The organism is Clostridium sp. Marseille-P299, assembly GCF_900078195.1.
In the GTDB taxonomy this organism is placed as follows: domain Bacteria; phylum Bacillota; class Clostridia; order Lachnospirales; family Lachnospiraceae; genus Lachnoclostridium.
Window position 1 is genome coordinate 223,312 of record NZ_FJVE01000005.1, and the last position, 22,456, is coordinate 245,767.

Annotated in this window: 22 protein-coding genes; 7 read left to right on the forward strand and 15 right to left on the reverse strand. The window is 32.2% G+C overall.

Translation table 11 applies throughout. The annotated features are described in order from the left end of the window. Window positions 1-79 precede the first annotated feature (79 nt). From BN4220_RS02840 to BN4220_RS02850, 3 genes are all read right to left on the reverse strand, one after another. Window positions 80-1,483, reverse strand: coding sequence for a sensor histidine kinase (locus BN4220_RS02840; protein ID WP_066713307.1), 1,404 nt, complete (start codon window positions 1,481-1,483; stop codon window positions 80-82). 27 nt (window positions 1,484-1,510) lie between these two features. Further along, window positions 1,511-2,158 carry a response regulator transcription factor gene (locus tag BN4220_RS02845; RefSeq protein ID WP_066713309.1) on the reverse strand — a complete coding sequence of 216 codons (648 nt, stop codon included), beginning with the start codon at window positions 2,156-2,158 and terminating at the stop codon, window positions 1,511-1,513. 81 nt (window positions 2,159-2,239) lie between these two features. After that, window positions 2,240-3,253 carry a DUF4097 family beta strand repeat-containing protein gene (locus BN4220_RS02850; RefSeq protein WP_066713312.1) on the reverse strand — a complete coding sequence of 338 codons (1,014 nt, stop codon included), beginning with the start codon at window positions 3,251-3,253 and terminating at the stop codon, window positions 2,240-2,242. A 382-nt stretch (window positions 3,254-3,635) separates the two neighbouring features. On the opposite strand from BN4220_RS02850, the gene BN4220_RS02855 reads away from it, so the two are divergent. From BN4220_RS02855 to BN4220_RS02870, 4 genes are all read left to right on the forward strand, one after another. After that, a complete protein-coding gene (locus BN4220_RS02855) occupies window positions 3,636-4,574 on the forward strand; it encodes an ABC transporter transmembrane domain-containing protein (protein WP_066713314.1) in 939 nt (312 codons plus the stop codon). Window positions 4,575-4,656: 82 nt separating this feature from the next. Continuing rightward, on the forward strand, window positions 4,657-5,415 hold the full coding sequence (locus tag BN4220_RS02860; RefSeq protein WP_066713316.1) for an ATP-binding cassette domain-containing protein: 759 nt from the start codon (window positions 4,657-4,659) through the stop codon (window positions 5,413-5,415). Further along, a complete protein-coding gene (locus BN4220_RS02865) occupies window positions 5,408-6,373 on the forward strand; it encodes an ABC transporter transmembrane domain-containing protein (RefSeq protein WP_066713319.1) in 966 nt (321 codons plus the stop codon). Before BN4220_RS02860 ends, BN4220_RS02865 begins: the two co-directional genes overlap by 8 nt. Before the next feature lie 2 nt (window positions 6,374-6,375). Beyond that, on the forward strand, window positions 6,376-6,846 hold the full coding sequence (locus tag BN4220_RS02870; protein ID WP_066713322.1) for a MerR family transcriptional regulator: 471 nt from the start codon (window positions 6,376-6,378) through the stop codon (window positions 6,844-6,846). A gap of 159 nt (window positions 6,847-7,005) precedes the next feature. Here the strand turns inward: BN4220_RS02870 and BN4220_RS02875 are convergent, their stop codons facing one another. The 7 genes from BN4220_RS02875 to BN4220_RS02910 all read right to left on the reverse strand — a co-directional run bounded on the left by BN4220_RS02875 (window position 7,006) and on the right by BN4220_RS02910 (window position 15,431). Further along, window positions 7,006-9,243 carry a bifunctional diguanylate cyclase/phosphodiesterase gene (locus BN4220_RS02875; protein WP_066713325.1) on the reverse strand — a complete coding sequence of 746 codons (2,238 nt, stop codon included), beginning with the start codon at window positions 9,241-9,243 and terminating at the stop codon, window positions 7,006-7,008. 163 nt (window positions 9,244-9,406) lie between these two features. Continuing rightward, the gene (locus tag BN4220_RS02880; protein ID WP_066713328.1) at window positions 9,407-11,413 is read right to left on the reverse strand and encodes a GGDEF domain-containing protein; all 2,007 of its coding nucleotides are present in this window, start codon (window positions 11,411-11,413) and stop codon (window positions 9,407-9,409) included. 659 nt (window positions 11,414-12,072) lie between these two features. Next, entirely contained in the window at window positions 12,073-13,485 is a 1,413-nt protein-coding gene (gene ltrA / locus BN4220_RS02885; protein WP_066713335.1) for a group II intron reverse transcriptase/maturase, read from the reverse strand. A gap of 479 nt (window positions 13,486-13,964) precedes the next feature. Beyond that, window positions 13,965-14,237, reverse strand: a complete 273-nt coding sequence (gene rpsR / locus BN4220_RS02895; RefSeq protein WP_066713341.1) for a 30S ribosomal protein S18 — start codon at window positions 14,235-14,237, stop codon at window positions 13,965-13,967. Window positions 14,238-14,321: 84 nt separating this feature from the next. Next, entirely contained in the window at window positions 14,322-14,756 is a 435-nt protein-coding gene (locus BN4220_RS02900; protein WP_066713343.1) for a single-stranded DNA-binding protein, read from the reverse strand. Between the two features lie 20 nt (window positions 14,757-14,776). After that, on the reverse strand, window positions 14,777-15,064 hold the full coding sequence (gene rpsF / locus BN4220_RS02905) for a 30S ribosomal protein S6 (protein WP_066713346.1): 288 nt from the start codon (window positions 15,062-15,064) through the stop codon (window positions 14,777-14,779). A 181-nt stretch (window positions 15,065-15,245) separates the two neighbouring features. After that, a complete protein-coding gene (locus BN4220_RS02910) occupies window positions 15,246-15,431 on the reverse strand; it encodes a DUF951 domain-containing protein (protein WP_066713349.1) in 186 nt (61 codons plus the stop codon). Between the two features lie 335 nt (window positions 15,432-15,766). On the opposite strand from BN4220_RS02910, the gene BN4220_RS02915 reads away from it, so the two are divergent. Next, window positions 15,767-16,465: a PAQR family membrane homeostasis protein TrhA gene (locus tag BN4220_RS02915; protein WP_066713352.1), complete on the forward strand. Its 699-nt coding sequence runs from the start codon at window positions 15,767-15,769 to the stop codon at window positions 16,463-16,465. A 440-nt stretch (window positions 16,466-16,905) separates the two neighbouring features. On the opposite strand, the gene BN4220_RS02920 is transcribed toward BN4220_RS02915, so the two are convergent. Then, entirely contained in the window at window positions 16,906-17,769 is an 864-nt protein-coding gene (locus BN4220_RS02920; protein WP_148401678.1) for a M23 family metallopeptidase, read from the reverse strand. Between the two features lie 433 nt (window positions 17,770-18,202). Here BN4220_RS02920 and BN4220_RS02925 point away from each other — a divergent pair, with 433 nt between their 5' ends. Together BN4220_RS02925 and BN4220_RS02930 are read left to right on the forward strand one after the other, a co-directional pair. After that, the gene (locus tag BN4220_RS02925; protein ID WP_066713358.1) at window positions 18,203-18,931 is read left to right on the forward strand and encodes a lysophospholipid acyltransferase family protein; all 729 of its coding nucleotides are present in this window, start codon (window positions 18,203-18,205) and stop codon (window positions 18,929-18,931) included. A 166-nt stretch (window positions 18,932-19,097) separates the two neighbouring features. Then, a complete protein-coding gene (locus BN4220_RS02930; RefSeq protein ID WP_066713360.1) occupies window positions 19,098-19,568 on the forward strand; it encodes a hypothetical protein in 471 nt (156 codons plus the stop codon). Window positions 19,569-19,663: 95 nt separating this feature from the next. On the opposite strand, the gene BN4220_RS02935 is transcribed toward BN4220_RS02930, so the two are convergent. The 4 genes from BN4220_RS02935 to BN4220_RS02950 form a co-directional block, all read right to left on the reverse strand. Next, complete coding sequence (locus tag BN4220_RS02935; protein WP_066713364.1) at window positions 19,664-20,083, reverse strand: PH domain-containing protein; 420 nt, start codon at window positions 20,081-20,083, stop codon at window positions 19,664-19,666. 89 nt (window positions 20,084-20,172) lie between these two features. After that, entirely contained in the window at window positions 20,173-20,613 is a 441-nt protein-coding gene (locus tag BN4220_RS02940) for a DUF1934 domain-containing protein (RefSeq protein WP_066713367.1), read from the reverse strand. A gap of 22 nt (window positions 20,614-20,635) precedes the next feature. After that, complete coding sequence (locus BN4220_RS02945) at window positions 20,636-21,688, reverse strand: D-alanine--D-alanine ligase family protein (RefSeq protein ID WP_066713370.1); 1,053 nt, start codon at window positions 21,686-21,688, stop codon at window positions 20,636-20,638. A 488-nt stretch (window positions 21,689-22,176) separates the two neighbouring features. Beyond that, window positions 22,177-22,443, reverse strand: coding sequence for a zinc ribbon domain-containing protein (locus BN4220_RS02950; protein ID WP_066713373.1), 267 nt, complete (start codon window positions 22,441-22,443; stop codon window positions 22,177-22,179). Between the last annotated feature and the right edge of the window lie 13 nt (window positions 22,444-22,456).

Below are 22,456 nucleotides of genomic sequence, written 5' to 3' on the forward strand. Positions count from 1 at the left end.
TTGTCTAAATATGGTGTGTTAATTATATATCAATTGGGTTTATTTGTAAACACTGTATAGAAAGATTGCTACTATTATACTATATCACGTTTGCAAAGATAATCCTTACTGTAGTACCAACTCCAACATTGGAATCATAAGTTATTGTAGCGGCGTGTCTTTTTGCTATTTGATCACAAAGTGTAGTTCCTAGCCCCACACCACCGTATTTTCTACTTCTTGCCTTATCAACACGATAAAAAGGTTCCATGATATGAAGCAATTCATCCTTCTCCATACCGATTCCATTATCTGCAATTGTTAAAATTCCTTTGTTACCCTGCTGATAGGAAGAAATCTCTATTTTACCATTCTCAAAAGATGCTCTTATAGCATTTTCAACAATATTTGAAATCATAATCTCTAAAAGCTCATAATTTCCGTTTACTACAATACTTATATTCTCATAGTTAAAATCAATTTCTTTTTCAGCAATACTTGTACGAAGTCTGTATTTTATAGATTTAATTATTTTTTCTATAGATACCCTCTCCATAGGAATCTTTGTTTCCCTAATATCTGCAAGTAGTAGTAACACTTGACTTAAGTTTTCTAATCTCTTGCATTCCTTTCGTATGTACATCAGTGCATTATATTTTTCTTCCTCCTCTAATTTTGCCATCTGCAAATATTCTACATACCCTGATATTGCCGTAAGAGGAGTTCTAAGCTCATGGGCTAAATTATCAACTAAGCGTTGTTTCCTATCTGTTTCTTCCTTTAAATTTTCAATCGTTTGCTCAACTTTATCAGACATCTGATTAAAATACCTACCAAGTTCAGCTAATTCATCGTTTCCTTTAATAGCTACACGCTTTTTGTAGTTTCCTTCTGCAATTTCCTTCGTTGCATTATTTAATTGGTATATTGGTTTTGTAAGTGAGCGTAGAACAAAATATAGAATAACTAAAAGAACGAAGGTAATCATTAAAGACTCAATGATAAATATAAATGTTGTACGCTTCCAATTTTTATTAAAATCAACCAAATGATAGCGATACAAAAGTGTATAATCTGAATACGGTTCCCTTAATTTAGTTTGGACAATGACATACTTTTCTTTATCATAAGTGCGTGTCCATAATCGAATGGTATCCGAATCAATGCTTGGTAAATTTTCATCAGCAAAAACATCAGAGCCATTATTATAAATCCATGCTTCTCCCTTTTTTATTGCAATTCTTATTCCTTGCTGCTGGTAGAACTCAGCATATGAACGAAAAATTTTTTCTTCATTTGAAGTTGATAATTCACCTCTTTTATTTAATACAGAAAAATCATTATAGATTGAATTTGCAATAAAATATGCCTCTCCTGTTGCTTTATCTTCATAGGAGTTTAGTTGCTTCTTATAAGCATCACGTGCAATAATAAAAATTGCTACATTTAAAAAAAACACAAATATAATACCTAATATTAAAAAAGACTTCTGCCAAAACTTCATTGGTTTTCCCTTCATTTTAAGAGCTCATCACATCTCCAAGCGATAGCCTAATTTATATATTGTTTTGATTTGTTCCTCTAATCCTAATTTTTTTCTTAGTTTTTGTATATGTACATCTACGGTTCTTGTATCTCCTTCATAATCAAATCCCCATGCCAACTCTAAAAGCTTTTCTCTAGACATTGCAAGATTTCGATTTATAATTAAGACTTCTAATAATGTGAATTCTTGCGGCGTTAACTCTTGTACTTCACCCTTATATTTTACAACTTTACTGTTTAAATCTACCTGGACATGATTGATTGTTATCATCTCATTGTTTGTTGTTCTTCTTCGTAGAACAATATTTATTCTTGCAATTAGCTCAAGAATTTCAAAAGGTTTTACTATGTAATCCTCCGCCCCAGAAGTAAGACCTAAAATTCGATCCTCTAGGTTTCCTTTTGCAGTTATAAATATAACTGGTGTATCCTTTATATGTTTCATCAGTTCAAATCCGCTAAGATAAGGTAACATAACATCTAAAAGAATAAGATCAAACTTCTCCACCTTAAGTCTCTCTAATGCAGTTTTCCCGTCATAAGCCTGACTACAATAATACCCAACCAACTCCAAGTTTTTCTTTATTAAGTAGCTAATTGCTTCCTCATCTTCAACAATTAAAATATGTGCCATATCTACTCCATCAAGGCTGCCATAATAGACAACTCTATTTTGGCAGCCTCTTTTCTATTTATATATATTTATTATTTTAATCTAATATCCTTTTACTGCTCCTAAATCAGCCTTTATTAAAAATTCCTTATTTTCTTTTGCCTCCCTAGGTACAACGACATTACCGATTTGTACAAGAACCTCTAATTTTTTTCCACTTATAGTTTTACTAAAACTAACATTTCCGACTTCTGCATTAAAGGTACTATCCTCAACATTCCAAGCATCTTTTACCGTAATGTTACCAATATCACAATGTAGATTTGCTTTTTTCAGGTTTTGTTCTTTTAAAATAGTAATATCACCAATGTCATTTGCTAGATTAAGCTCTTCCACTTTTAGTTGATCCTTTATTGTAATACTTCCCACATCACACCTAACCTCTAATGTTCCCGAAAAACCTTCTGGTAGCTTAACTTCCAGAGTTGATTTTCTAGTTAAACTATTACTTCCGGGTAATTGCAGATTGTCTCCAGTGGATGTCGTTGTTATCATAAGCTCTCCCGTTTCTTCACTTACTGTAAATAAATCTTTTTTATATAGATTTTTATAAGTTTGTGTTATTTCTAATTCCTCATTATCTGTTTGGTATATCAATACTTCATCGATTGCTGAATTTACTGTTATTGTCTGAATGTTTGCACCAAGAGGGATTGATTTATCTATAGATCCCGAGATAAGGATATTGTCATCATTCTCCTCCGTCTCATTTTCTATGTTATCTATATTTTCTTGATTATCTTCTATATAATCCTGATTTTGCTTTGTACTTTCCTGACCCTTATTTGTACTTTCTTGACTCTTATCTGTGCTTTCTTGACTCTTATCTGTACTTTCCTGACTATTATCTATACTTTCTTGATTTAAATTTGATTCAATTACATTCTCTGGTGTTGTATCATCCCGTTCCATCTCATTTGTAGAAACTTTAATCTCTTTTACTTTCTCTTCATTTTCTTTCATACTTACGTTAAATAATAAGAACGTAACCAATGAGCAAGCTAGCACGCCAAAAACAAAGGTTACAATAAATAATATTAGTGATTTCCTTTTCATAATAATCTCTCCATTTCTCTTTTTTCTAAATTATAAAAATGGAATATATTCATAATATTATGGAAATGTTATGAAGTTGTAAAAATTCTAGTCTTAAAATTACTTTATTTTTCCAATATGAAAATTATAATTCATTTTACATAAATAAACAATACAAGAGATTCTACCTACTTTTAACTCTATGTAATATACACATAAGAGATTCTGCACATTTAATTCTTTTTCAAAACAATTATTGCAAGTTCCCTTGACTCTGTCCTTAGGGTATAGTTTATACTGCATATAAAGGTATTTTACATTAAAATGAATATTTCTTCATTCTAAAAAAGTAAAGCTATTTTATTAATTATGCCCTTATGAGAGGGGAGAATAAGAGGTAATTATGATTCTATTTCGAAAACTAATTTCTAGACGTCACCCCATGGTTATATTAACCATTTGTATAAGTATAATTTCCATGCTTGTTTCATTATTTTGGAACTTACAATTAAGTGAGATTATTAATCAAATAAACAATAAGGTCCCTTTATCAAAACATAACATTTTTATAGCCTTACTAACCATACTAATAAGTTCTATTTTGTCTTTTACTTTAGGTATTTTTTCAGGCTATACTTGTGAAACACTAAGCCACGACTTGCGTTTAAGGTATGCAACACATTTAGTTACCCTTCCATACAGCGAAATTGAAACTCTAAATGAAGGTGAATACTTATCAAAATTACAAAATGAAATAATTGATATCTCTAGCTTTCTATGTGGAAATTTCTTTCCTCTCATTAATGATTGTATACGTTTTTTAACTACCCTATCTTTTTTGTTATGGCTCAATCCTAATTTAACAATTTTATCTCATTTACCAGTTATTCTCCTTGTTTTCTACACAATATACACCAGTAAAATCATTGGAAGAACGGTAAATAAAATCCAAGAAGCAAACACGCAAATTAACGGCTACTTAAATACTTTAATTACGCTATTTCCAATATTACAAATATACAATGCCATGCCATTTATTCAATCCAAGCATTATGAGACTCTACACCAATGGGAGGCATTGAGTATTAAAGAAGAGAGTACCCGAGCAAAACTTATGTCCTTATCCGCATTCTTATCCTATATTCCGTTATTACTTCTTTTTCTTATTGGAGGTATAAGAGTTATAAAAAATGAATTATCCATCGGTACCTTGTATATATTTATAAATCTTTCAGGTAATACTTCTAACCTTATGATGAACATTCCGGGACGTATTGCACTACTCCGCCGTTTTACGGTAAATATGAAGAGAATTGAGTCTACTATCTATCTTACAGAATAAATAGGATGAGAATTGAAGCTACTATTTTACAGAGTAAATAGAAATAGAAAAAGCATTAAATTGATATAAAAGGAGATTTTGTATGGGCATCCAAATGGAAGGAATCAATTTTTCTTATGGAGATAAAAAAGTTTTAAAAGATATTAACTTAAGCATTCAAACTGGCGAGCACATCGGAATAATAGGTTTCAGTGGTTGTGGAAAAAGCACATTATTAAAGCTTATTTCAGGCTTATATATTGCTAGGGAAGGTTACATAGAAGTCGAAGGAGATACAAATCCAATTCAAATCCGCCGTCATATTGCTTTGGTTATGCAAAATACAGTGCTACTTCCTTTAAGCATAAAAGAAAATATAACTTGCGGTCATTCGTATGATGATGAAATCATTAAGCAGGCCTGTGAAGTAGCTCAACTTACGGAGTGGATTGCAACATTGCCAGGTGGTATTGATACATTGGTAGGAGAACGTAATGGGAACATTTCAGGTGGTCAAGCTCAGAGAATAGCAATTGCAAGAGCTTTGGCAAAGGCTATTTCTCTGACAGAAATGAAATCAATTCCTAAACCAATTTATTCTACAAAACCTAATGAAATTACAAAAACCAATGATAATACAATTAAAAATACTACTATCTTTAAAAGCGATACATACTCTCCAGTTCTTATATTAGATGAAGCTACATCAGCACTTGATTCCGATACCAGTAATGCAGTTCTTATGGCATTAAAAAATCTAACGAAAAATATGACCGTAATTACTGTTACCCATCGACCTGAAGCCTTAATTGATGTAAATCAATTATACCGTTTGGAGGAAGGAATACTAGTACATGCGTGATTTATATAAGTTTATAAAAATTGGTGCCAAGGAGATAGAATTTATTCTGCTCTTAATACTTCGCTCTCCCTTTGATGCTATTCATACGATTATTTTAGCAAATTTCTTACGCTATAGTTTTGAGGCCATTGATCATAAGAATATACAGAATTTATTAATTATCTGTTTTATTTTTTGTATTGGAAATTGTTTTCTTTTTCTATATAATGGAACTATATGGATCAAGTTTTCTTCCTATGTAACTCGTTTCGTAAGTATAGTTCGAAAAAAATTATTTAAACATATATCAACTCTAACACTTAAAACAATTGATGAAAAATCATCAGGGGAATGGTTCTCTCGTTTAAACTCTGATGTGGGGCAAGGCCTAGCAATCATAAATCAACCCCTAAATCTACCACATGCAGTTTGTGCAATTGTGAATTATAGTATTTCATTTATATTATTATTCTTAATAAACCGAGGAATTTTAATACTTGTTATATTATTTCTAATACTTCACTTAACTTTTAGTCAACAATTTGTTTTAAAACCCATAACTGAATTATCAAAAAAATCAAAAGAAGCTACCATAAAGAATACTACAGACTTAAATGCTCTTATTACTTGCGCAGATACTGCTATGGTCTATGATGCACAGTTTTTCTTACTTGAATATTTTGAAAAAAGTAGTATCAAATTACGAAACGCTAATATGAAAATAATTATACGAAATGCAATTAGTAATTCTATCCTTCCTTTCCTTGGATTAGGTGGCTATTTATTAATTTTAGTTATTAGTAGCCATTGGATAGTAACAGATAGTATGACTTTTGGAGAACTCACAGCGGCACTTCAATATAGAGGGAGTGTCATTGCAAGTGCTATTATGTTTACAAATTGTCTTGTATCAATAAGAACTGCTATGGTTGGTGTTCGACGTATCTTAGAAACTTTTAACACTAAAAGGGAGGAATAATTATGGATGACATAGTTATGAAAATTGGAGAGATCGCTGCATTTTTCAATGTTTCTGTGAAAGCACTCCGTATCTATGAAAAGAAAGGAATCATCAAACCGGCTAAAATTGATTCCTTGACAGGTTATCGATATTACACTGCGAATCAAGTTTCGCAAATCAATGCTCTTCTTGAGCTAAAGGCTTTGGGCTTTTCTTTAACTGAGATTAAAAATATTATGCTAGGTGAAAAGACCAATAAGGATTTTTTAACTGCCCTTTCACAAAAAAGCTTAGCTTGGCAGGATGTAATCTCCGCAGCACAAAATAAAATTGATGCCATTGATTCCATTTCAAAACGCCTTTCCATGTCTAAGGAAGCCCAAAACATAGAAAATTTAACAGAAGAACAACGTGCTTGGCTATTAGTTAAAATGGTGTGTGTAGAAGATATTCATGCTCAAAGCGTATTAAGTGAAGCGATTTGGTTATGATTTATCATAGTTTTATCATTTAAAAAATCCATCCCACAGTCTCCCGTAGAATGGACTCTATATATTACACCTATTTAAAATAGGTGTAATATATGTACGAAAATTAATTTACCCATTGTAAAGTATGATTGATATAGGATCGTGGTATATCCCAACGGATTATGAATTATTATATCCTACCTTCTTAAATAAATCTTCATACTCCTTTGTGGATATAGGTTTACTAAAATAAAACCCTTGTGCAAACTTACAATCCATATCTCTAAGAATTTCAACATGTTTTTTAGTTTCAACACCCTCTACAACAACATCACATCCTAAAGTAGTAACCAATGAAATAATATTTTCTAAAAGACTTATCTTTTCTACATCACTATCATCTCCTGAGAAGTCAAGAAATTTCTTGTCAATCTTTATTTCATCTACATTCAAATCATTTAAATTACTTAATGAAGAATACCCGCTTCCAAAATCATCTAACGATACCCTGAATCCTTTTAAATGTAACTTTTCAAGGTTCTGATTAAATATTTTAGTATCATATAGAGCTAAGCCCTCCAAAACTTCTAAAACAAGATAACTAGGACTAATATTATATTTAGATACAATTCCACATATTTTATCAACATAATCACTTTTGTAAAAAAGTAGCTTCGTTTGATTGACTGATATCGGATATACTTCATATCCTTTGTCTAACCAATCTCTTAAGGTTTTACATATCAATTCAATCATATATAAATCCAACTCGATACAAAAACCATTTTTTTCAAATATCGGTATGAACTCGCCAGGATAAATTATACTTCCGTCTGATTTTATCCATCTTACTAAAGCCTCAGCACCTATAATCTGATTTTGATTTATATCATATTTCGGTTGTAAAAACAATTTAAATTCATTTTCTTTTAAGGCAGTATACATAGAACTTTCAATCAGATTTTGTAATTTGATAGAAAGGAGTAATTTAGTATCAAAAAAGATGTATGTTTCGTTTAACTCTTTTGCTTTCTTCATTGCCCAAAGGGCATTACTCATCATCTGTTTGTAATCTTCACCCTCAGTACATACACCGACGCCAAACTGAATCTCATAACTACTATTTGCATTTGTAAAAAATTTCTTTATATTTTTTTCACATCGATTGATTCTTGTAATAATCTCCTGCTTGTCATTACCTTGTATCAGTACTGCAAATTGATCTGCATTCTCTCTACAACAATATTCTTTATCTCGTAGCCCTTGTTCAATTGTTGAAGCGATAAAACATAAAAGTTCATCAGCATATTTTTCTCCAAAAGTATCATTAATTAATTGAAAATTCCTTATATTTAACCTAAGTAATGTATAACTCAGACCATTATTTATTGTTTCCTTCATAATCTGGTTAAACCTTCCAAGACTTAGTGCGCCAGTTAATTTATCATGATATGCCATATTTTCAAGATAAGCATAATTTCTTTTTATGATACGATAACTATATAAAGTAAATATCCCAACGATTAGAATGATAACACCATAAATTAAAGTAGAATAGTTCAACTGAGTTATAATCCATGACTGTATTGAATAATATGGGGTTATATTTACTAAATACCAATTATAATATTGCATCGGCAGAAAATAAACACAATACTTTGTTCCATCTTTTGTAAATGTGGAGAAATAACTAACTCTTTGCTCTAATGCATTTCTAACTTCACTTTCATCTAAAAACTGCACACTCATGGAAAAAATTGATTCAGTATTTTCATCCTCAATTCTATTTTTTGAGCGAATAAGATATTCACCAGTATCCGAAATAATATGTAAGTATGACTTAAACTTAATTCCATCATCCAATAATTTAACATATTCTAAAGCGTCAGTATAAGCTGCTAAAACTCCAACTATTTTATCATCTTCTATAATTGGAACAGATATTGCTATTATACTTTTCTCTAAGTCCGTATCATAGAAAATTTTAGATACAGAATCTTTTCCTTTCCAACTTTCTTTTAAAGATTCCTGTAAATATTCATTCAGACTATTGAAATTAGTCTGTTTAATACCATCATTCACAGTTATATGATATACTTCATCATCTGTAAAAATAAGAGATATTCTAATAAATTTATTACTATCAGTAGATTCATTCAATCCTTTAACAAGTGATTCAGTCGGTTCCTTTGTCAACTTCACAAAACTTTTTAAGGTATTTAGCGTTTGGAAATCAGCTTCAAATTGTTTCGTAATTTGATAGCTATGATAATTACTCGTATTAGTAATTTCATTCTCTAAACTTCTGCTTTCGGCTTTTCTTAAAAGAATTACTAACAAGATTCCACCCATAAGAAATGCAAACGCTAAAATAGAAATAAAAATAATTAAAAGTTTTAAATTTTTTTTAGCTTTCATTTATCTTTTTCTTCCTCATATATTTTTTAACTTTCTTCAATCAATATATTTAATCTTCTTCTAATATTTCTTTTAGACACTCCATTATAAGATCAAAGAAAGTACATAGCACGTTTTCACCGTAAGTACGATTGGCGAGTACATTCACCTCAGTGAAACACTTTTAAATATCTAGTCTTTCTCTTTTTTTACAATTCTTCGTACATTTACTACACTCATTACCCATACAACGAATGTTCTCCTCATTAATATAAAATCTATCTTTGCCTAATTTTTTTGCTCCATATAGGGCAACATCTGCACATTTGTACAACTCTTCATAAGTACTTGTAAGATTATCTACAAATGCCACTCCAATACTAGTTGATACTCCATATGTATGATAGTAAAAACTCAATTCACTTCGTATATTCTCTAATAAAGAATTTAGCTTATTGCATAACACTTCCTTAGACAGTTCGGTATCCATAAAAACAGCAAACTCATCCCCGCCCAATCTTGCAATAACATCATGTTTTCTAAAACTGGAAACCAAACAAACAGCAAATTTCTTCAGTAGTTTATCCCCTTCTGGGTGCCCTAGTGCATCATTCACTGATTTAAAATTATCAAGATCAAAGATGAGCATAATTCCTTTTTCTGAGTTATTATCCAAATATTGTTTAACATTCTTCTCTAACCCCCCTCTATTCATTAACTTAGTTAATGGATCTGTTTCCGCTTTCTCTTGAACATTATGAAGTGCTTGTTTAATTTGTTTCATCTGAACTTCATCTTCAGTATTGTCAAGTATCATTCCATAAAATTCATCCTTTGAATGAAATGATGCAATACTAATATATCTACCGTTTATCTCAATCATTCCATCATCATTCTTAGCAGTGGAATCCAAATACTTCACGTAGCGCTCAAATCCCTTTGGTGTCGACTTTATTTCATTCCATACATTATCATCTATACCTAAAATACTTTGAATATTATCAGAGAAAAAATTCTGATTAATTGAATATAAACATTCAAATACTGCTACGTGGCCATCGATGGTACTTATAATTCTTGACATTCTCTCAGCCTTAGTTTTGTAGCTATCCTTCCAGTCATTTAATATTCCACATATTTTTCTTAACTCTGTATTATAGTCTGTTTCAAATGTAATATCATAACAACCTTCTATTAATTGCTTAATATTAAACTCGATCGAGAAAAGATCCTTCAAGATGTATTTTTTTACATAGTGGTTTAAGCTCATCCATGCACTCATAATAATAAGTACTACGACACTACATAACTCCAAAAATTGAAGTCTTATTGCATTGAATACTACTTCTGCTTGTACATAGGCACCTATAATCTTATTCCCTATCTCCTTTGTTTTTAAATATTTCAAGGATCCATTAATTTTAACTATTCTCCCTTTTTTCCCTTCTTGGAGTATAGCAATGAACTCCTCCTTAGTATGTACATTAGCAAAGTTTAAGTCTTGCTCATTATTCCTTGTAATTCCTTCAATTTCCCCACTCTCTTTATCAATTAAAAATATTGTTTTCTCATATATAGTAGGGGTTTTATTTACGATTGATGCAATCGTATCACTTGCTAATAAGTTTTCTAAAACACTTGGATTTAAACCGATTTGGACTACAGAAAACAATTCCGAATTTGATTTTACCCCAATATAGATTTGATTTTCTTGTCCTAATATCTTAATTCCATCCAGCTGAACTACATTTGCATCTAAATCTTTGCTCTCTATCAACTTCCAAAAAGGAGATGCCTCTTGATACTCTCGTAAATCTAATCCTATGGATTTCTCATCACTGCTATAAATGATTGTCCCCCTATCGTCTAAGATGTGTATAGATTCCACTTCCATCAATTCTTTTATCTTTTTTAGCGTTGAAGTATTACAACTTTGCTCTGGATTATTCTCTAATATGTATCGTATGGCGTATGCCCTATTCAAATAATCTTCTTTGAACATCTCTTCTTTCTCTTCAATAACTAACTTACTATTTTCATACGAAATCTCAACTTGTTCAAGCATCTCACTAAGCCCTTTAAAAGAACTCTTGCTTTGTTCTATAAATACTACTCCTAAGCACACAGCAAACATAACAAAAGCTGTAATGACCAAACATAATACTATTGATCGAAACAAAATTTTCTTCAAAATTACCTCCAAAACCGTACAAATTGTTTTTGTAAAAATTGTTCAAAGCAAAAAAATGCAATAAGTGATCAATATTAAAAAGTTACATTGCTGGAAAACTCCATAACGTACTTTCTTCTAATACAATCAATTATTGCAGTTCATCTAAAATCATGTAAGCCATCTAGATAACAATCATAACGAAGTCTAAATCTTCACTCTTTTGCACGCTGTTTTTTCTGGCTACCTTTTTACACATTACCTCCTCTTTTCGGAAGTCTGTTAAGATCTACATAAAAAAAGTACACAAAAGGGTACGCAAAAATTTAAACCTCGCAACTATCTACCTTAAAGGGCCCTATAGCTTTGCGTACATCTCTTTTCAAGAAGTTTGTCTATAATTTTTTGATTATTTTACATATTTTTTATTTTATTGTCAAGAAAAATATAGCAAAATATTTTCCAAATAAGTGTATTTAGAGTCTTTATTTGACCATTCAGCAGCTTAGTCTCTTCTAAAAACTTTTAAGTGCATAAAAAAAGCCATTACACAACCTTCGTCATGTAACAGCCTTATTAATTCTCTTACTTTAAAATCGAGTAGGAGGAAATTCATTAATTGAATTTCCGTCCTCTCACACCACCGTACGTACCGTTCGGTATACGGCGGTTCAATAAGATTACCTTATTTGCGAATATCTTTCACTAAGTGTTATAAAACCTTGTTCTCTAAGATATTTATTGGTAAGAGTTGAATTTAAGATTGGGCTATTGGAGATTCTCCAGTAGCCTTTCCTTGTATTCGCATGTTCCCATGCTTTCCAATTCTCTACCCCTAGTTTAACTAAGTTATCATGTTTCGTTTTAATCTTTTTCCACTGTTTCCAGTAACAAAGACGTAAACGTCTTCTTAGCCACTCATCAAGTTCTCGTAAGGTACCTTTCATATCTGCTAGTTTGAAGTAACTTATCCAGCCAACAATTAATTGTTTTAGTTTAATAGCTCTGAGTTCCATACTCATTGCATTACTTCTTCCAGTGATACTCTTAAGTTTTCCTTTTAACTTCTTAACAGAAACTTGATGTACTCTTATTCCCATTTCACCTTTCTTATTGTAAAAGGTATATCCTAAATATTTTAGTTTCCATGGTCGGTCTACCTTACTTTTCTCTTTGTTAACTTTAAGCTTCAAGTCCTTTTCTATAAACTCCGTGATACTTTTCATAACTCGCTCTGCTGATTTCTTTGATTTCACGTATACATTGCAATCATCTGCATAACGGCAGAACTTAAGTCCTCTTCGTTCTAATTCCATATCTAGTTCATGCAACATGATATTACTTAATAGTGGAGATAAGTTCCCACCTTGAGGCACCCCTTCTACAGTAGCACTTACTAATCCCTTTTCCATCACTCCTGCATTTAGATACTTCCTTATCAGTCCGATTACTCGTATATCCTTGACTTCTTTATAAATCAGCCCAATTAACCTATCGTGGTTGACAGTATCAAAGTACTTTTCTAAATCTATATCTACCGCCCATTTATAGCCTTCATCCATGTATTCTTTACATTTTAGAATTGCTTGATGCGCGTTTCGATTTGGTCTAAATCCATAACTATTCTCTGAAAATTTCTTCTCAAAGATTGGCGTTAGTACTTGTGATACTGCCTGTTGTATCACTCGGTCTACTACAGTTGGTATCCCTAATGGTCTTGTTTTCCCGTTATCCTTTGGTATCTCTACCCTTCTTACGGGATTCGGTTTATAACTTCCATCTGCTATGGATTGCTTAAGCTCTTCGCCATGACTTCTTAGATATGGTAGAAGTTCATCTACTCCCATCTTGTCGATTCCATGACTTCCTTTATTCTTCTTTACACGTTTAAAGGCTTCATTTAGATTTTCATTACTAATGATTTTCTCTAGCAATCCATAGTGATATTCTCTTCGGGCGTTCTGTCTGTTATCCGACGTCATAGAAATGCTCGGCGCCTTTGCATAGCTTTCGAGTTCCACTCTATCCTTTTGCAAATGACCTGATTCTGTATTCAGTTGTCTGCTGTCATCACATTTCTTTGTTTCTTTCAAACTTTCAAAACCTCCTATTGTTCAGTCCTTCCCAAAGGTCGTCGACTACCTCCGGTACTATGACCTCTGCTGACTTCTTAGTGTTCAGCCATACATCACTGCATGGGTTGTCATTTCAGAGTTCACTTCCATGACGTATCACTAAGACCTCCCCAGGTAAGAACGCAATCTTCCTCTCCATCTATCTGCCACATTTACATTAATTAATTTCGAGTAGTTATTGGACTTCGATTTGTATAGCAATCTTATCCTTAATTAATGCCTTGTATGTGATTTCTGTTCGTCAGACCAGAGATTTGCCCACGGACTTCCTTCAGATTCGCCCTCACGAACGACACCCTTGTCTTGGGCTATACACTTGCCACTACTAGGCTGTGTTAGGGACTTTAACCCATTAGATTGCGCCCATGCTGGGCACACTATATAAAGGCCTGGTAAATACATTTACCAGGCCTTCATAATCATCGATCAATTTATAATTAATCTAATGTGTATGGCATTAAAGCGATGTGACGAGCACGTTTAACAGCTACTGTAAGAGCTCTTTGGTGCTTAGCACAGTTTCCAGTAATTCTTCTAGGAAGAATTTTACCTCTTTCAGAAACGTATCTCTTTAATTTATTTACATCCTTATAGTCGATACCTGTGTGATTTTTGTCAGCACAGAATACACAAACTTTCTTTCTTCTACGGGTTACTCTTCTCTTCATTGGAGCATCACCCTTATCACTTTTATCTTTATTAAAAGCCATGACTATTACCTCCTTATCCAAATTCTTAAAACATAACAAAATTTGTTATGATATTCTTATACATGTTAGGTTGATTACACAAGTTTAGTTAAATGGTAGTTCTTCATCAATTCCATCAGGAATATTCATAAAGCCGTCACCAATAGCTGCACTTGGAGTAGGTCTTGATGTTGCTTGGAATCCACTGTTTTCACTTGCGCTTTTGCTTTCAGCAAATTCAGATTCTTCTACCACAACTTCTGTTGTATAAACTTTTTGACCTTCTTTATTCGTATAGCTACCTGTTTGTATTCTACCAGTAACTGCGATTTTAAGACCTTGTCTATAATACTTCTCTGCATGTTCTGCTGTTTTACCAAACGCTACACAAGAAATGAAATCTGCATCAGCTTCACCTTGGCGTTTGAATCTACGATCTACTGCTAAAGTAAATCTAGCAATTGCTAAAGAACTTTCGCCCTGAGAGTATCTAACTTCTGGGTCTCTTGTGAGTCTACCCATTAAAATGACTTTGTTCATATAAGGAAAAACCTCCTTTACTATGCGTCCCGTCTAATGCATAAAAATCTGATTACATTTTCCATAATACGAAGTCTTTGTTCGATTTCGTTTGGAGTTGTAGAATCAGCATCGAATTGGATGAAATAGTAATATCCTTCTTTCATCTTTTGGATTTCGTAAGCTAGTCTCTTCTTACCCCAATCATCAACGTTAGTAATTGTACCGCCGAATTTTGTAATAAGATCTTTTACAGCTTCTACTGCAGCATTTCTAGCTTCATCCTCGATTTTTGCATTTACAACTAAGGATAATTCATATTGATTCATAGTTGCGTGCACCTCCTTTTGGTCTCTGGCCCTATGCTTGTCATAGAGCAAGGAATTAATGTGTAACATATCACAATTTGGTATTATATCATAGAATTCATTCGTGTTCAAGTCCTAAATATTCACAAAATAATTCAAAGTATTTAAACATCTAGCATAAGGTTATTTCAAGTTTTGTATTTTACTGCTTTGCAGGTATTACTTGTCTAATACTCTTTTCTACTTGCTTTCTTGGTATCATAATTTGATGATCACAGCCTTTACATTTTAAACGAAAGTCAATGCCGACTCGAAGAATTTCCCACTCATTACTTCCACATGGGTGCTGTTTTTTTAATTTTATAATGTCTCCAACGTTTAAATCCATCTTTGTCAACCTTCCTTCTTATAAACTTAAAACATAAATCTATTTATTTTAACAAAATAATCCTAATTTCTATATTCAAATAGTAAATACTTGATTTTCAGGTTTTATTATAGCATAAAATTTCTTACTTTCCTATTGCATTTTAAAATAAAGTGTAGTATTATACTCTCATATTCAATGTAGTTTTTAAAACTACATTACATATTTAAAATAACTTTGATAAGAATATTTATTAACTATATGGTTACTATATATGTTATCTTATTTTAAAAAAATTATTTTTATTTTAAAAATTATATTTTATTTTAAAAAAATTACAAGAAAGAAGGGCTAATATGATTCACGACTCATCAAACACTAAAAAAGTTTCTAACAACGAGACATTTCATTTTAAAGACCCAGGTAGTGCAATTACACACTTAATAGCTGTCATTCTTGCAGTTTTTGCAGCTCCTCCTCTTATTATAAAGGCATTTCATCTTGGTGGTACGCTGCAAGGAATTTCAATGATTTTATTTATGGCTGGTGTCATATTACTATATACAGCTAGTACAGTATATCATTCATTTGATATCTCAGAGCAAACCAATACTCGATTACGTAAGATTGATCATATGATGATTTATGTTTTGATTGCTGGCTCCTACTCACCGATTTGCTTAGTTGCACTTGGAAATAAAACTGGAATTGTTCTTTTTGCTATCATTTGGAGCTTTGCTATTATAGGTTGTTTTCAATCTTTATTTTTTATTCATTGTCCAAAATGGGTAAGCGCTGCAATCTATATTATCATGGGTTGGTTATGCATTTTAGCTTTACCACAGATCCTTCAAGCATTACCTGCAAAGGCTTTTGGCTGGTTATTAGCTGGTGGTATCATTTATACCGTAGGCGGCGTAATTTATGCACTTAAACTTCCTCTTTTTAATAATAAACATAAGAACTTTGGTTCTCATGAAATTTTTCATCTTTTTTGTATCGGTGGTAGTTTGTGTCACTATATTATGATGTACGTTTATATCGCATCTATGTAATATATGAAAATGTGGCGATCGTATATTAATGAAAAAAGGAGCTGTTGCAAAATGTAGCTAACGTTTCTAATAACGCTAACTACATTTTGCAACAGCTCCTTTTTAATATCTATGTCAAGCAACCGACAAAACGGTTTTTTATAAAAAGAAGACACTGATTTGTAGGAGGATCTCGGCTGCTAATTTTTAGATATGTACTCCGTTTCCCTCCTTTTTAATATAATATGATATCGCTCATATTTTGTGTCTATCATATCAATAATCCTTTCGACGTTATGTTTATTTTAAAACAAAGTATGTACGTAGCACATTCTCACACTTACCCCCTTTTTGCAAAAGTAACCAACCACCTGATTGCGTCATAGGTATCCTCCTATCAATTAAAAAAGGAGAGTGCAACACATTCACTCTCCTCCACCAATACCCAATTACGATATTCGCTACTCTTCTTCTTTTAATAATGACATTGGATTCACAGTTGAGTCCGAATTTTGTACTTGAAAGTATAAATTAGTTCCTTCAACGGAATAATACTTACTTACTTTATCAAGCTTACCTATTACTTCACCTTCTTCAACTACATCACCAGCTTTTAAGTTACTTTCTTGCAATTGACCATATACAAGCTTGTAACCGTTTCCTATGTCCATCGTTAATGTTATTCCGGTATCCGGTTTAACTTCAACGCTAGCAACAATACCTTTTGCTGCCGCCAAAACTTCAGAACCAACTTCTCCTTGAATTAATATCGCTGGATTTACTTTAAATTGCTGTAATGTTTGATGATATACGGTACGATTATCGCTATACTCCATAATTATTTTTCCTTGAAGTGGCCATGTAAGACCATTGTCTGGACTAAAATTTAAAGACTCAAGGGTTGTGTTAATTACTGGCTTTACCTCTTCTTCTACTGGCTTATTTGCAACTTCTGTATTTGCAGTTGATAGCTCGTTAGCATTCGTTGCAACTTCAGTATTTTCATTTGTGTTACTTATGGAGTCACCGCCTGGTAATGTAGATGGTCGATCGCGACCTGTTAAATCTTCATTATTGGCTACTTCCTCTGTACCTTTATGACTATCCACTTCATCTGTGTTAGGTGTTGCACTTTTGTCTTCATTATTTTGTGCGACATCAAGAGGATCTTCATTTAAGTCCACTAAATTGTTTTGTTGTGGCTGCTGTCCGGATTGATTGTTTACGGATATCAAAACAGCTGTAACGATCACGAACACTCCCACCAACAAAAATGCGTAAACACCTTTGCCTTTCGCAAGTTCACTTAACTTTTGTTTTTTCACTGTTTGCACCCCTACCTTTCTAGGTTAGAATATGATAAGCATTTTTTTTGCCTCAAGTATATTCTCTCCGCACGAGTGCATTTTATACATAAAAAAAGGAAACATTAATAGCAGAAAATCATTAAAAACCGGTCGATTTATAGTGTTTTACACCGAATTCCCAAAACAGATAACTGGGAATTCCATACATTAATGTTAGAATGGTAAAACGCTATAATAACTATTATTACTTTTACCTAATACATATATGGGTAAAAATATTCATAAATTCGATTTCTTCAATGGTGAAATAGCTTACACTTGCATATGTTAGATATAAAAAGGAAAATATCTGCTCTTTGAATTCCCACACTTTATCAACTATTGGTATTTTTTTTTATTCATGATATAATACTTTTTATGAAAACAGATTTAGAAAAGAAAGAGGACTACTATGAGAACGTTTTTAGTTGTATTAGCATTGGTATTATTTTGTATTGTGACATTACCAGTGTATTTCATTCTATGGATTATCGGACGATTTAATCCACGTCTTAAAACTAAGATATCGCAAATAATTGTAGCCTGGGGCTTTCGATTTGTTCTAGTGTTTGCAGGAACAAAACGTACCGTACTTGGCCTTGAAAATGTACCAAAAGATGAGGCTGTATTATACGCAGCAAATCATCGCGGTTTTGCTGATATTCCTATGGGATATATAACAGTACCAACCCTTACAGGATTTGTAGCTAAAAAAGAAATTGCAAAAGTTCCTATCTTTAGTTGGTGGATGAAAAATTTAAATTGTCTATTTCTTGATCGAGATGATTTAAAAGCCGGTCTAAAGACAATACTTCAAGGTGTCGAGTATATGAAACAAGGTTATTCCATGTTCATTATGCCAGAAGGTACAAGAAGTCAAAGCGATGAAATGCTTCCATTTAAGGAAGGCAGTCTAAAAATGGCTGAAAAAACTGGATGTGCAATTATACCCGTTGCAATTACAAATTCAGATGCCGTTTTTGAAAAGCAATTTCCTTGGGTAAAGAAAGCTCACGTTATTATTCATTATGGTAAACCAATCTATCCAAATGAGGTTCCAAAAGAAACAAAAAAAGCACTTGGTGCACATGTTCGTGAAGTTATCGCTGGAATGTTAGAAGAAGATAAATCACTTTTATAAGCATTCATTGACTTCAATAAGATTTTCTTTTTAACTATTTTCTTTTTAGTAAAATAATGTTACAATATTACCCGTGACCATCTAGAAACGATGGGATTTTGCATTCATTGCACATGTATGTACAAGCCTATCGTTTATGGGATTACATAATGGAAGGAGGTATTTTATGTCGGCTTGGCAGATTGTTTTATTGGTTATTCTAGTAATTGTTGTAGTGGCATTTGTCGCTTTATCTATATATGGTAGAAAGCTTCAAAAAAAATCAGAGGCTTCTCAAGCAGAAATAAGAGCAAATTCGCAAACTTTTTCAATCTTAGTTATAGATAAAAAGCGAATGAAGTTAAAAGAAGCGGGATTTCCACAAATCGTTTTAGATCAAACCCCAAAATACTTACGTAGAGCTAAAGTTCCGGTTGTTAAAGCAAAAATTGGACCAAAAGTTGCTACTTTAATGTGTGAAGAAAAGATTTTTGATTCCATTCCAGTGAAGAAAGAAGTAAAAGCAGTAATCAGTGGAATTTACATTATCGGTGTTAAGGGACTTCGTGGTGGTCTAGAACAAAAACCTGAGAAAAAGAAGTTCTTCCAAAGAATGAAAGATAAAGTCATGAAAAAATCGGAAGATTCAAAAAAATAAACGAAAAAAATGGACAGCTAGCAACATCAATTCCTAGCAGTCCATTTTTTTAGTATTTTATCGTTCTATTTTCAATTTGATATAATTACAATGTATTATTTTTTAATCACATGAATCTCTGGATTCTTTAAGCACAATTGATCTATAAAGACTTGTTTCTCTTTAACTGCAACAAACACACTACCACGCCTCCATTGTATCATAAGACGGTCAAGTGATACTGCCAAGGAAGAAAGTGGATTATGGGTTGGCTTTAAAGATACAATCTCTCTGTATTTTATTCTTTGCTTTACCGGTCCAAAGAATATAATGAGTTCCTCTTCCTCCAGCAAAATATAGTTCTTAAAAGTAATATGAAACATAAATATATCACAAATCACCCAAAGAAGAATTGCAATGAATAGCCCAGCTCTTCCTCCTGTTTTATCTGGAGAAAACATCGCTGTAATAAACATTGCATTAAAAAATATCATTACAAGATACCACCATGCTCCATTTTTCCCTTGAAATTTCATATTATATTCCCTTTCACATTGCTACGTTCTACTTACATAATATTACTTTGCATGGAAAAGTCAATATATATAAAATAAATAATTTCAAGTTAATCCTTCGTTGGATTCGGTTGTATTTTTATATTCAATGTACAATCGGAAACATGCCCATAATTAATGTCAAGTCCATACGTAAGGACAACCTCAATAAGGGAATCTTCTTCCTTAATATCAATTGTTTTTGTATGAATTCCTAGCATTAAATCACCAAAAGGTGTATTGTAATATGTTAAGTTACTCTTACCACGTTCAAATACCATATGCACATTACTTGCACCTTTTTTCATCAAATCAATTTTATCATTTGAAATTTTTAAAGTACAATTCGTTAGTTTACAAGGAAATCCATCTTCCTCAGTTAACTCTTCATATCTAACGTAATGTTTATTGTTTCTATAATAATATTCTCCGCGACTTATGATTTCTACCGCTTCTTCCTCGCCTATCTCATATTGTAAGCCAGCAATAGAAACAATGACGTCCTTTGTCATCGCAAAGTCCTCCTGTGTCTCTCTATTTTCTAGTAAAAGCAGACTGAATTAATTTTTCAACCAATTGATTTTTACTAATTCCCTTTGCTTCCCAAAGCATTGGATACATACTAATTGCAGTGAATCCAGGCAATGTATTTATCTCATTAAATACAATTTCATTCGTATCTTTCTCTAAGAAAAAGTCTACTCTTGCAAGGCCAAAACCATCAATTGCTTTAAAAATCTTAACGGCATAATCTCTGAATTCAGCTTCTTTTCCAGCTGGTAATTCTGGTGAAATAACCGTTTTACTATCTGCATTATTGTATTTTGCATCATAATCATAAAATTCTGCAGCTGCAAGAATTTCACCAACTCCTGATGCTCTTACATCGTTACTTCCAAGAACTGCACATTCAATTTCTCTACCGATAATGGTTTCTTCCACTAAGATTTTTCTATCATGCTCACTTGCTTTTCTTAATCCAGTAACTAATTCATCTCTATTGTGTGCCTTTGTAACACCTTGTGAAGAACCGGCATTGGATGGTTTTATAAACACTGGATATCCAAGTTTCTCTACTTTTTCAACAACAGCGTTCATATCTGACAAGTCTTTCGCATTCACTGATACATAAGCTGCCTGACGAATTCCTAATGTATCAACAATAATCTTAGTATACAATTTATCCATGGCAACCGCAGAAGCTAATACTCCACATCCAACGTATGGAATTCCAGATAATTCAAGCAATCCTTGTACTGTTCCGTCTTCTCCATAAAGTCCATGAAGCGCTGGGAACACAACATCCACCTTTTGTTTTTCAACATGATTACCATGAATCAACAAAATGGCACTTTGTGTTTTGTCTGGTGAAATAATTGCAGAGGTCTTACTCTTTACCCATTCTCCTGATTTAATATCTTCTAAGGATTCTACTTTTAGCCAATTACCCTCTTTTGTTATTCCAATTAAAACTGTCTCGTAATAGTTGCTATCAATATTTGAAATGATTGTAGCTGCTGAAATGCAGGAAACCTCATGCTCTGAAGACATTCCTCCAAACAGTACTGCGATTGTTTTCTTTTCCATAATTGCCTCTTCCTTTCTAACTAGTTTAAATGCTTTCTACAATTAATTTATACAAAATATAACCTTATTAACTATCTAATACCTCTAACTTTATAAGATTCACATATTTAATCTAGAAAAATATGTAATATATTTCTTCTTTTTATGATATTTGAGCTGAAAATGCCATATATTATCGAAAATTATCCGTAAAATTCTGACTACTAATCTATTTTACACGTAATCTCAAAAATATTCAATGCCTTTTTCTTGACATCTCATTCTAAATAACCACAAAGTTCTCTATTTATATAGGAAAAATAATTTTTATAAAGATAAAAAAATCTATAAATCACACCTTCACACTAACGCTATCACGAAGTAACGAGATATCTTATTAAAGCATTTTACTTTAACAGGATTAACTCTTTATAATTTAAAAAGAGTATATCTGTTTCAACAATACTGTGCAACAGATATACCCTTTATACTTACTTTTTTTTATTATATTATGCCTCTTTCCAACGTTTTAAACTTGGAAACCATTCTTGCATTTGCTTTCTTCCAAGCTCTTTATCTGGAAACCATTCTTCTGAGCCCTCACAATTCAAACAAAATTCAATCATTTCATCCATAGAACAGTCAGAAGTAAACTCACCTTCTTTAAAACAATAGCAACAATAGTCTTCATTTTTACTACCATCTGCGTTTGAAGCAAAATGCTCCTCCTTTGTCATTGGCATTCCACAGCTTTGGCAAAAAATCTTTTCACTCATAACCTTATTCCTT

Bases quoted from the DNA above. Each gene is read 5' to 3' on its own strand.
- BN4220_RS02840 (WP_066713307.1), bottom strand. From the start codon at position 1,483: ATGAAGTTTTGGCAGAAGTCTTTTTTAATATTAGGTATTATATTTGTG.
- BN4220_RS02845 (WP_066713309.1), bottom strand. From the start codon at position 2,158: ATGGCACATATTTTAATTGTTGAAGATGAGGAAGCAATTAGCTACTTA.
- BN4220_RS02850 (WP_066713312.1), bottom strand. From the start codon at position 3,253: ATGAAAAGGAAATCACTAATATTATTTATTGTAACCTTTGTTTTTGGC.
- BN4220_RS02855 (WP_066713314.1), top strand. From the start codon at position 3,636: ATGATTCTATTTCGAAAACTAATTTCTAGACGTCACCCCATGGTTATA.
- BN4220_RS02860 (WP_066713316.1), top strand. From the start codon at position 4,657: ATGGGCATCCAAATGGAAGGAATCAATTTTTCTTATGGAGATAAAAAA.
- BN4220_RS02865 (WP_066713319.1), top strand. From the start codon at position 5,408: ATGCGTGATTTATATAAGTTTATAAAAATTGGTGCCAAGGAGATAGAA.
- BN4220_RS02870 (WP_066713322.1), top strand. From the start codon at position 6,376: ATGGATGACATAGTTATGAAAATTGGAGAGATCGCTGCATTTTTCAAT.
- BN4220_RS02875 (WP_066713325.1), bottom strand. From the start codon at position 9,243: ATGAAAGCTAAAAAAAATTTAAAACTTTTAATTATTTTTATTTCTATT.
- rpsR (WP_066713341.1), bottom strand. From the start codon at position 14,237: ATGGCTTTTAATAAAGATAAAAGTGATAAGGGTGATGCTCCAATGAAG.
- BN4220_RS02900 (WP_066713343.1), bottom strand. From the start codon at position 14,756: ATGAACAAAGTCATTTTAATGGGTAGACTCACAAGAGACCCAGAAGTT.
- rpsF (WP_066713346.1), bottom strand. From the start codon at position 15,064: ATGAATCAATATGAATTATCCTTAGTTGTAAATGCAAAAATCGAGGAT.
- BN4220_RS02910 (WP_066713349.1), bottom strand. From the start codon at position 15,431: ATGGATTTAAACGTTGGAGACATTATAAAATTAAAAAAACAGCACCCA.
- BN4220_RS02915 (WP_066713352.1), top strand. From the start codon at position 15,767: ATGATTCACGACTCATCAAACACTAAAAAAGTTTCTAACAACGAGACA.
- BN4220_RS02925 (WP_066713358.1), top strand. From the start codon at position 18,203: ATGAGAACGTTTTTAGTTGTATTAGCATTGGTATTATTTTGTATTGTG.
- BN4220_RS02930 (WP_066713360.1), top strand. From the start codon at position 19,098: ATGTCGGCTTGGCAGATTGTTTTATTGGTTATTCTAGTAATTGTTGTA.
- BN4220_RS02935 (WP_066713364.1), bottom strand. From the start codon at position 20,083: ATGAAATTTCAAGGGAAAAATGGAGCATGGTGGTATCTTGTAATGATA.
- BN4220_RS02940 (WP_066713367.1), bottom strand. From the start codon at position 20,613: ATGACAAAGGACGTCATTGTTTCTATTGCTGGCTTACAATATGAGATA.
- BN4220_RS02945 (WP_066713370.1), bottom strand. From the start codon at position 21,688: ATGGAAAAGAAAACAATCGCAGTACTGTTTGGAGGAATGTCTTCAGAG.
- BN4220_RS02950 (WP_066713373.1), bottom strand. From the start codon at position 22,443: ATGAGTGAAAAGATTTTTTGCCAAAGCTGTGGAATGCCAATGACAAAG.